General features: G+C 73.2%; 8 protein-coding genes. 5 read left to right on the top strand and 3 right to left on the bottom strand.

Going from position 1 to position 9509, the window contains the following annotated elements; all coding sequences use genetic code 11:
- Positions 1-216 precede the first annotated feature (216 nt).
- A complete protein-coding gene (locus AB0D32_RS32535) occupies positions 217-558 on the top strand; it encodes a hypothetical protein (RefSeq protein WP_357098755.1) in 342 nt (113 codons plus the stop codon).
- On the top strand, positions 555-1214 hold the full coding sequence (locus AB0D32_RS32530; protein ID WP_357098752.1) for a nucleotidyl transferase AbiEii/AbiGii toxin family protein: 660 nt from the start codon (positions 555-557) through the stop codon (positions 1212-1214). The genes AB0D32_RS32535 and AB0D32_RS32530 overlap by 4 nt, the downstream gene beginning before the upstream one ends.
- A gap of 15 nt (positions 1215-1229) precedes the next feature.
- Here the strand turns inward: AB0D32_RS32530 and AB0D32_RS32525 are convergent, their stop codons facing one another.
- Positions 1230-2132, bottom strand: coding sequence for an SDR family oxidoreductase (locus AB0D32_RS32525; protein WP_357098749.1), 903 nt, complete (start codon positions 2130-2132; stop codon positions 1230-1232).
- 197 nt (positions 2133-2329) lie between these two features.
- Here AB0D32_RS32525 and AB0D32_RS32520 point away from each other — a divergent pair, with 197 nt between their 5' ends.
- Positions 2330-4120, top strand: a complete 1791-nt coding sequence (locus AB0D32_RS32520) for a 5'-nucleotidase C-terminal domain-containing protein (protein ID WP_357098746.1) — start codon at positions 2330-2332, stop codon at positions 4118-4120.
- Between the two features lie 119 nt (positions 4121-4239).
- Here AB0D32_RS32520 and AB0D32_RS32515 read toward each other — a convergent pair whose 3' ends face one another.
- Together AB0D32_RS32515 and AB0D32_RS32510 are read right to left on the bottom strand one after the other, a co-directional pair.
- On the bottom strand, positions 4240-5907 hold the full coding sequence (locus tag AB0D32_RS32515) for an ABC-F family ATP-binding cassette domain-containing protein (RefSeq protein ID WP_357098743.1): 1668 nt from the start codon (positions 5905-5907) through the stop codon (positions 4240-4242).
- Between the two features lie 333 nt (positions 5908-6240).
- Positions 6241-7371 carry a geranylgeranyl reductase family protein gene (locus AB0D32_RS32510; RefSeq protein ID WP_357098740.1) on the bottom strand — a complete coding sequence of 377 codons (1131 nt, stop codon included), beginning with the start codon at positions 7369-7371 and terminating at the stop codon, positions 6241-6243.
- Positions 7372-7519: 148 nt separating this feature from the next.
- Between AB0D32_RS32510 and AB0D32_RS32505 the strand changes: the two genes are divergently transcribed.
- Positions 7520-7756, top strand: a complete 237-nt coding sequence (locus AB0D32_RS32505) for a hypothetical protein (RefSeq protein WP_357098737.1) — start codon at positions 7520-7522, stop codon at positions 7754-7756.
- An 85-nt stretch (positions 7757-7841) separates the two neighbouring features.
- Positions 7842-9284 carry an MFS transporter gene (locus AB0D32_RS32500; RefSeq protein ID WP_357098734.1) on the top strand — a complete coding sequence of 481 codons (1443 nt, stop codon included), beginning with the start codon at positions 7842-7844 and terminating at the stop codon, positions 9282-9284.
- Positions 9285-9509 lie beyond the last annotated feature (225 nt).

Below are 9509 nucleotides of genomic sequence, written 5' to 3'. Positions count from 1 at the left end.
GGGGGGCCGGGCCCCCCGCCCTCTTGCACCCGGCCGCGGGGGGGGGGGCCGGGCACGGCGGGCCACACCCCCACCACGACGCAGCGCAACCACCCCACGCAACACAACCACCCCACGCAACAACCAGCCCGACCCAGCGCAACAGGCCGCCCAGCGCAACAACACCCGGAGCGAACCGCAAGCCCACACAGCCCGACCTGGGGTTACCCTGACACCATGCAGGCCCTCTCCCCCGCCCCGACCCGCGCGGCCCAGCTGGCCCGGCCGGGTCGGCCTGCCGTGGTGGCCCGCACGCTCGCCGAGCTCACCGGGCCCACCCGTGGCGTGGTGGAGCTGCCGGTGCGGTTGATGTGGAACGCCCACCGCACCTTCGACCTGGCCGATCCGGACGACCTGCTCTGGATGTACGAGAACGTGCTGCGGGAGACCACCCGCGCCGAAGACCTTCGGCTGCTCATCAACGGGCGCATGCTGCGCCGGGTGTGGCGGCTGCTCAACCTGCCCCGAGGCGTACGCCAGGCGTGGGAGAGCCGCCATCGGGGGCTGCGTACGGCGTGAGCACCGCCCACCCGCACGAGTTCTATCGCGAGGTGGCCCGGGTGGCACTGTCCGCCGCCGGGCCGTACCGGTTCGTGCTCGGGGGCGGGGTGGCCTGGGCCGCGCACGGGCTGGTGACCCGCCCGACGGAGGACGTGGACCTGTTCGCCGACGTGGAGGGGGCCGCCGCCGCGGCGGCGGACGCGGTGCGGGTGACGCTGGAGCGGGCCGGGTTCGAGGTGACCGACGCCGATCCGGACAGCGAGCTGGCCGAGCTGTTCGACGGTTTCGACCGGGATCTCAGGGACTTCGTGGTGAGCCGGGACGGGCGACTCATCCGGCTCAGCCTGGCCCGCCTCGACCGGCACCGCAGCCCGGTGGTGATGGACCTCGGGCCGGTGATGGACGTACGCGACCTGATGGCGAACAAGACCGCCGCCCTGGTCAACCGGCGGGAGGTCCGGGACTACATCGACGTCGCGGCGGCCCTGGAACACCACGACGTGGCGGAGTTGCTGGAACTGGCCCGCCAGCTCGACCCGGCCCTGGACGAGGCGGACGTCCGGGCCGCCGGCCGCTACCTGGACCGGCTGCCGGACCGCAGGTTCGCCCGCTACGGTCTGGACGCCGCCGCCGTCGCCCGGGTCCGCACCCGCCTCGCCACCTGGCCCCGCTGACCCCGGCGTCGGGGACTACTTGGTGAAGCGCCCGCCGGTCACGCCGAGGACCTCGCCCGTGACGTAGCTGGACTCCTGGGAGGCGAAGAAGACGTACGCCGGGGCCAGCTCGGCCGGCTGGCCGGGGCGGCCCTCCGGGGTGTCCTGCCCGAACTGCTCGACCTTCTTCGGCGGCATGGTCGCCGGGATCAGCGGCGTCCAGATCGGGCCGGGCGCCACCGCGTTCACCCGGATCCCCTGCTCGGCCAGGTCGGCGGCGAGCGCCTTGGTGAAGTTGGCGATCCCCGCCTTGGTCGTGGCGTAGTCCAGCAGTTGCGGCGACGGGTCGAACGCCTGGATCGACGAGGTGTTGATGATGGTCGAGCCTTCGGACATGTGCGGCACCGCCGCCTTGCAGAGCCAGAACATGGCGTACAGGTTGGTCTTGAGCACCCGGTCGAACTGCTCGGTGCTGATCCCGAGGATGCCCTTGTCCTGCGCCATCTGGTAGGCGGCGTTGTTGACCAGGATGTCGATCCCGCCGAGATCCCGCACGGCCCGCTCGATCAGCTCCTCGCAGTGCCGCTGGTCGGTGATGTCGCCGCGCACGGCGACGCCCTTGCCGCCGGCTTCCTCGACCAGCCGGACGGTCTCCCGGGCGTCGGCGTCCTCCTCCTCGCCGAGGTAGGAGATGAGCACGTCGGCGCCCTCCCGGGCGTATGCGATGGCGATCGCGCGGCCGATGCCGGAGTCACCGCCGGTGATGACCGCCCGCCGGCCGTCGAGCTTGCCGCTGCCCCGGTACGACTCCTCGCCGTGGTCCGGCTTGGGGGCCATCTCGCCGGTCGCACCGGGCGGCGCCTGCTGCTGCCTCGGTTGTCCCTCCTGCTGGCCGTACTGGCTGGTGGGGTCCTGCTGGGTGTGCTGGTCCTCGCTCACCGACGTCTCCTCGCGTACCGATCGGGTCCTGGTATCCCACCGCTACCCTGCGGCGGCGGGCGGAAACGGACGCGGCGGTGTGGCACCGGGCGCTGGTCGGGTGGAACACCTCGGACTGGTGTGGCAGGAGTGACGGGCGCTCGTTAGGGTGCGCTCGGCGCCCACCAGGCGCCCCGACCCCATGGAAGGGCAACGCCATGACCTCTCCCTCCGGCCCGTCGCGTCGGACGGTGCTCGCCGCCGCGGCCGCGGCGGCGAGCGTCCCGCTGATCGCCGCCACCCCCGCCCAGGCGGCCGGCGCGGCCCGGTCGCGGACCTGGGACCTCACGATCCTCGGCACGTCGGACACCCACGGCTACGTCTACAACTGGGACTACTACTCGGACGCCGAGTACGACGACAGCAAGCGGAACGACGTGGGCGTCGCGAAGCTGGCCGCTCTCGTCACCCAGATCCGCGCCGAGCGGCGGGGCCGGGCGACGCTGGTGCTCGACGCCGGCGACACCATCCAGGGCACCCCGCTGGCCACCTTCTACGCCAAGCAGGAGCCGATCACCACCACCGGTGAGACGCACCCGATGGCCAACGCGATGAACGTGCTCGGCTACGACGCCGTGACGCTGGGCAACCACGAGTTCAACTACGGCCTGCCGCTGCTGGCGAAGTGGATCTCGCAGCTGGGCTTCCCGGCGCTGGCCGCGAACGCCGTCAACGTCGCCACCGGCAAGCCGGCGTTCCTGCCGTACGTCATCAAGAAGGTCTCCGTCGGTTTCGCCGCGCCTCCCCTGCGCGTCGGCATCCTGGGCCTGACCAATCCGGGCAGCGCGATCTGGGACAAGGCCAACGTCGAGGGCCGACTGCGGTTCGACGACATGATCGCCACCGCCGCGAAGTACGTGCCGATCATGCGGGCGCGCGGCGCCGACATCGTGCTGATCTCCGCCCACGGCGGCGACAGCGGCACCTCCAGCTACGGCCCGGAACTGCCGAACGAGAACCCGACGGCGCTGATCGCCCAGCAGGTCCCCGGCATCGACGCGATCCTCTTCGGCCACGCCCACGCCGAGGTCGCCGAGAAGTTCGTGACCAACGAGGAGACCGGCGAGCAGGTGCTGCTCACCGAGCCGTCGAAGTGGGGCCAGCGGCTGAGCCGGATGGACTTCACCCTGGCCCGCGAACGGGGCCGCTGGAAGATCACCAAGAAGAACGCCGCCCTGCTCAACACCAACACCGTGGTCGAGGATCCGAAGGTCCTCGCCGCCGTACGGGCGCAGCACCAGAAGACCGTCGCGTACGTCAACCAGGTCGTGGCCCGCTCCACCGTGGAACTCTCCGCAGCGGAGAGCCGCTACCGGGACACCCCGATCCTGGACTTCATCAACCACGTCCAGACCGAGGTCGTCGGCCAGGCGCTGGCCGGCACGCCGTACGCGGACCTGCCGGTGCTGTCGATCGCCGCGCCGTTCAGCCGGACCGCGGTCTTCCCCGCCGGCGACGTGAAGATCCGCGACGTGGCCGGGCTGTACGTCTTCGACAACACCCTCGAGGCGGTCGTGCTCAGCGGCGCCGAGGTGCGCACCTACCTGGAGTACTCGGCGAAGTACTTCCGGACCCTCGCCCCGGGTGCTTCGGTCGACCCGGCGACGATCAGCGACCCGGCCGTGCCGGACTACAACTACGACGTCATCTCCGGCCTGGACTACGACATCGACGTCTCCAGGCCGGTGGGCCAGCGCATCACCCGCCTGGTGCTGCCCGGCACCGACACACCGGTGCCGGACAACGCGCAGTTCGTGGTGGCGGTGAACAACTACCGGCGCAGTGGCGGCGGCAACTTCCCCGGCATCGTGAAGACCCAGGTGTACAACGAGCAGCAGGAGATCCGTCAGCTGCTGATCGATTGGGCGCAGGCCAGGGGCGCCATCGACCCGGCCGACTTCTACCAGCCGAACTGGCAGCTCGTACGCGAGGGCGTGCCGGTCTTCTGATCGGCGTACGCAGGCCCTCGCGGGCCCGGACCTGACGGTGGCCCGCAGTGCCGGACGGGCCGTGGGCGGATCGCCCGCGGCCCGTCCGGCACCCGGCCGACCAGGCTGGATCGCCGCCGTCAGCGGCTGGTGATCCGACCCCCGACCTCCAGGCGCGGCCAGTCTGCGAGGTCCCGCAGCAGCTGCCGGTCGTGCGTGGCGACCACGACGGCGGCGCTCGTGTCGCGGATCGCCCCGGTCAGCTCGTCCACCAGCGCCGCCGACAGGTGGTTGGTCGGCTCGTCGAGCAGGATCAGGCCGGGCCGCCCGGCCAGCGCCAACGCCAGGTCGAGGCGGCGCTGCTGCCCCTGCGACATCCGCCCGACCGGTGTGCGCATCGCCGCCGAGTCCAGCAGCCCGAGCGCACCGAGCGGGACCGCGTCGGCCTCGCGGAGTGCCCCGCGGGCCACCAGCCGCCCCACCTCACGGGCGTGGACCTCGCGGGCGGTGAGGCCGGGGTCGTGCCCGGCGGTCTCCTGGCTGATCAGGGCGATCCGTGCCTCCTTCGCCGTCCAGACGTGTCCGTCCGTGGGCCGGAGCGCCCCGGCCAGCACCGCCAGCAGCGTGGACTTTCCGGCACCGTTCGCTCCGGTGACCAGCAGCCGGTCGCCGCCGTCGAGGGTGAGGTCGACCGGACCGGCCAGGCGCCCGTCGACGGCGACGCCGTACGCCCGCACCTGCGGCGCACCCGGCCGGACACCCGGTTCGGGCCACCGCAGCGTCGGCGGCGGCTCCGGCACGTCGATCCGGTACGCCTCCAGGGCGTCCTGCTGCCGGTGCAGCGCCTGCACGACGCCCGGCGCGCGAGACTGACGCTGGTGCTTGCCGGTCCCCTTGTCCGGCCGCCAGCCCGTGGAGAGCCGGTTGCGGGCCCTGGACACCGCGTCCTGCAACCGCCGGTGCTCCGCCTGCTGCTCCTCGTGGTCCTGCTCCCAGGACTCACGCTCGCGGCGCCGGGCGTCCTGCCAGGCGTCGTAGCCGCCCGCGTACAGGCGCGGCATTCCGTCACGGGTCGGGTCGAGGTCGAGGAACCGGTCCGCGACGTCGCGCAGCAGCGCCCGGTCGTGGCTGACGACGGCGAGGCCGCCGTCGTGCTCGCGCAGCCTGCGGGTCAGGAAGTCCAGCCCGTCGGCGTCGAGATGGTTGGTCGGCTCGTCGAGCAGCAGCACGTCGTGACGCGCGCCGAGCAGACACGCCAGCCGTACCCGGTAGCGCTGCCCGACCGAGAGCGTCGACAACGCGCGGTCGCGGTCCGTGCACGCGCCCAGGGCTTCGAGGGCGACGTCGACGCGGCGCTCGGCGTCCCAGGCGTCGAGGCCGGTGGCGACGTCGAGCGCGGCGGCGTAACGGTCCTCCGCGCCGGCATCGCCGGCGACGATGGCGCGGGACGCCTCGTCCAGCGCGGCGAGGGCCGCGAGCGACGCCGCCAGCGCCTCGGACGTCAGGGTGCCGACGGTCGCACCGTCGCGCGCGGCCAACTCCTGGCGGGCCAGGCCGATCGTGCCCGCCCGGTGCACGGTGCCCTCGTCGGGTGGGATCACGCCGGCGAGGACGTGCAGCAGCGTCGTCTTGCCGCGGCCGTTCTCGCCGACGACGGCGACCCGTGACCGGGCGGAGACGGTCACCGTCACGTCGCTCAGGACACGGCGGGATCCTCGGATGACGGTGACGCCGTCGGCGCGGACGTGTGCGACGGCACCCGCCGCGACGGGCAGGGACATGGCTTCGGGATTCGGGGTGAGGTTCAACGGTGCTCCGCAGCTCGTGGTGGAGCCGGGCAGCGTCAAGCAGCCGCCCGGCGGGAACCGGGACGGCGAGCGCGGATTCAAGCAGAAGAAAGGGCGCCGCCGTCAGCGGGCGGAGCGGACCTTCTGCGACCAGATACCTCGTGCCACGACGGCCACGTTAGCAGCGGCGGTACTGCCAGTCGCCTTGATTCCGCCTGTTGTGCATCGTGGTGGCGGGCACTACCGCTAAGGCATCCTAGGATCCTGGCGTGCTGCTGGCTCTCTGCGGCACGGGACCCGTCAAACCCCGCCCGCCGTGGAAAGTGCGCTCGGCGAACCCTTGCGTATCCGGGGTCAGGCGGCCGGCGGGCGGTCCAGCAGCGCCAGCGCGGCCCGGACCGGGGCGCGTTGCAACGTCTCGTCGAAGCTCGTCCGCCCCTGGCAGAACCGCACGAACATCCGCCAGCCCGGCGGCGTGGCCAGCAACGCGTGGAACACCCCCGGCCGCCGGGTGAAGACGTCGAGCAGCCGGTGCCCGGCACGCATCGACGGCACCAGGTCCCGGGTGACCGCGCGGTCGTAGCCGGCGAGGTCACCCGCGGCCACCGCCGCGCCGGCCAGCTCCCCGGAACGCAGCGCGTAGCTGATCCCCTCCCGGCTCCACGGCTCCAGCAGCCCCGCCGCGTCGCCCACGACCAGCACCCGACCCCGCCGCAGCGGGGAGTCGTCCGTCCGGCAGCGCGTCAGGTGGCCGGAGTCGTGCGCCGGCTCCACCCCGGACAGGCCCAGCCGATCGACGAATCCGCGGAGGTAGGCGCGCGTCCGCTCCCCCTCACCCCGCGCGGCGATCACGCCGACCGTCAGCCGGTCGCCCTTCGGGAAGACCCAGGCGTACGAGCCGGGCAGCGGCCCCCAGTCCAACAGCAGGCGACCCCGCCAACGGGCCTGCTCCGCGGGCGGCACGGGCAATTCCAGCTCCAACCCCAGGTCGACCTGCCGGTGGCGGACCCCCACGTGCCGGGCGGTCACGCCCGAGGAGCCGTCCGCCCCGATCACCGTCCGCGCGTGGACCGTGTCCCCGTCGGCAAGACGCAGGCGTACGACGTCGGGGTCCTGCTCGACCGCACGGACCGCGACGCGCTCGCGGACCTCGGCACCGGCGGCGAGCGCGGCGGCCCGCAGCCGGTCGTCGAACTCCTCCCGGCGCACCATGGTGACCAGCGGAGCGTCCGGATGGCGGCGGGTGAACCCGCGTCGCCCGTCCCGGGTGAACGTCGCCCGGTCGACCCGGTCATGTGCGGGCACCTCGATCCGGCCGGCCACCGCCGCGAGCGAGGTGCCGATCAGGCCGCCCCCGCAGGTCTTGTAGCGCGGGTGTGCGGCCCGCTCCAGGACCAGTGTGCGCGCTCCCCCGCGGGCTGCGGCGTGCGCGGCGGAGAGCCCGGCGGGGCCGGCGCCGACGACGGCGAGATCCCAGACGATCACCGGCCAAGCCTAGGGCAAACCGCAGTGTCCGGCGCTGCCGGCGCGGCCCGGGCACCGCCCGATCGAGTGGGCATCTTCGGTCACCCACCGGGTAACCGCGCGGCGTGACCGCCCGCCGAAGGGCGGGAGAGGCTAAGGAGGAAAGGCCATGCGGCAGGTGCAGCTGTCGGATGTCGAGGAGCGGGTGTACAACGCGGTCGCGGCGCTGGAGACGCGGGGGCAGGTGCCGTATCCGGACCTGATCGCCCAGGAGGCCGGCCTCACCGAGGAGCAGCTGCACGCGCCGCTGCACCAGTTGACCGAGAAGAACCTGTTGCACCGGGAGGACTCGCCGATGGCCGGGCTGGACTTCGGACCCCGGTTCTGCGCCCGCCAGATGGCGTGAGCCGCCGGGCGCCACATGATGGTTCGCCCCCCGGGGATCGGGGTAGCGCTCGGCGATGCCCGATCACCGGTCCACGGGAGGCACGATGAGCCCGGCGGGTGCGCCGCCACCGGCCGACGCCACCACGTCGCCGGACGACCGACGCCGCTGGCAGGCCCTCTCGGTGGGGCTGGTCGCCGCCTTCATGACGCTGCTCGACGTGAGCATCGTCAACGTCGCCGTGCCGTCGATGGACCGCGCCCTCGGGGCCTCCCCCAGCGACCTGCAGTGGGTGCTCTCCGGGTACGCCCTGACGTTCGGGTTGGTGCTGGTCTCCGCCGGTCGTTTCGGCGACGCGCGCGGCCGGCGCACCGCGTTCGTCATCGGGATCGCCCTGTTCACACTGGCGAGCGCGCTGGCCGGGCTGGCTGCCTCCCCCACGTGGCTGATCGCGGCCCGGCTACTCCAGGGCGCCGCCGCCGGGGTGGTCAACCCGCAGGTCACCGGGCTGATCCAGGAACTCTTCCAGGGCCCCGAACGGGCCCGCCCGTTCGGGCTGCTCGGGGCCACCATCGGCATCTCCACGGCTGTCGGCCCGCTGCTCGGCGGCCTGCTGATCGCCGTCGGGGGCGAGGAGCACGGCTGGCGGTGGGTGTTCTTCGTCAACGTGCCGGTCGGCGTTCTCGCGGTGGTCCTCGGCTGGCGGCTGATCCCCACCCGTCCGGCCGGCCCACGGGACCACCGGCGGCTGGACCCCGTCGGGGTGCTGCTGCTCGGCGTCGGCGTGCTGCTGGTGCTGCTGCCGCTGGTGCAGCAGGAGTGGCGGGGCCCGGCGAAGTGGTTGCTCGTACCGGCCGGGCTGCTCGTCCTGGCCGGCTTCGCGCTGTGGGAACGGTGGTACGCCCGGCGCCAGGAGCCGCTGTTCGACCTGCGGCTGTTCGGCTTCCGGTCGTACGCCCTGGGTTCGCTGATCGCGCTGGTCTACTTCGGCGGGTTCACCGCGATCTTCTTCATCTTCACGCTCTACCTACAGAACGGCCTCGGGTACAGCGCGCTGGTCGCCGGCCTGGCCATCACCCCGTTCGCGCTGGGCTCGGCGGCGGCGTCGGCACTCGGCGGCCGGATCGTCAACCGCTACGGTCGCCCGCTGGTGGCCCTCGGGCTGCTCACCGTGGTGGTGGGGCTCGTCGCGGTGGTCGTCGTGCTCGACCGGGCGCCGAGCGGCGCCGCCGTGCCGTGGCTGACCGCGGCGCCGCTGCTGGTCGCCGGGCTCGGCAGCGGCCTGGTGATCGCACCGAACCAGACCCTGACCCTGTCCCAGGTGCCGGTACGGCAGGCCGGCAGCGGCGCGGGCATGCTCCAGACCGGCCAGCGGATCGGCTCCGCCGCCGGGATCGCCGCAGTCGGATCGCTCTTCTTCTCCTCGCTGGCCGCCACTGGTGGGGACTTCTCACTCGCCTTCCGGCACTCGCTGCTGCTGGCCGCCGGGGTGATCACGCTCGCGCTGGTCGCGGCCCTGGTCGACGTCACCCTCGGCCGTCGCCGATGACCCGCCATCCGCAACTACGCGACCCGCCGCCCGGATCGGGATGCGTGGCTCGGCCATACGTGCCTGGGCGTGCAGACGCCGCTGGCCGGCACCCCGGGTGGGGGTGCCGGCCAGCGGCGTTCGTTCGCTTTGTCAGCTGTTCCAGTGTTCGGCGACCAGGTCAGCGGCCTGCTGCTCCCACTGCGCGTAGTGATCCGGGTACGCCGACACCTGCACCGTCTGCGC

Source organism: Micromonospora sp. NPDC048170, from assembly GCF_040652795.1.
Lineage (GTDB): Bacteria > Actinomycetota > Actinomycetes > Mycobacteriales > Micromonosporaceae > Micromonospora.
The sequence above is the reverse complement of the archived record's forward strand: the minus strand, read 5'-3'. Positions and strand labels throughout refer to the sequence as shown.

Bases quoted from the DNA above. Each gene is read 5' to 3' on its own strand.
- AB0D32_RS32535 (WP_357098755.1), top strand. From the start codon at position 217: ATGCAGGCCCTCTCCCCCGCCCCGACCCGCGCGGCCCAGCTGGCCCGG.
- AB0D32_RS32520 (WP_357098746.1), top strand. From the start codon at position 2,330: ATGACCTCTCCCTCCGGCCCGTCGCGTCGGACGGTGCTCGCCGCCGCG.
- AB0D32_RS32505 (WP_357098737.1), top strand. From the start codon at position 7,520: ATGCGGCAGGTGCAGCTGTCGGATGTCGAGGAGCGGGTGTACAACGCG.
- AB0D32_RS32500 (WP_357098734.1), top strand. From the start codon at position 7,842: ATGAGCCCGGCGGGTGCGCCGCCACCGGCCGACGCCACCACGTCGCCG.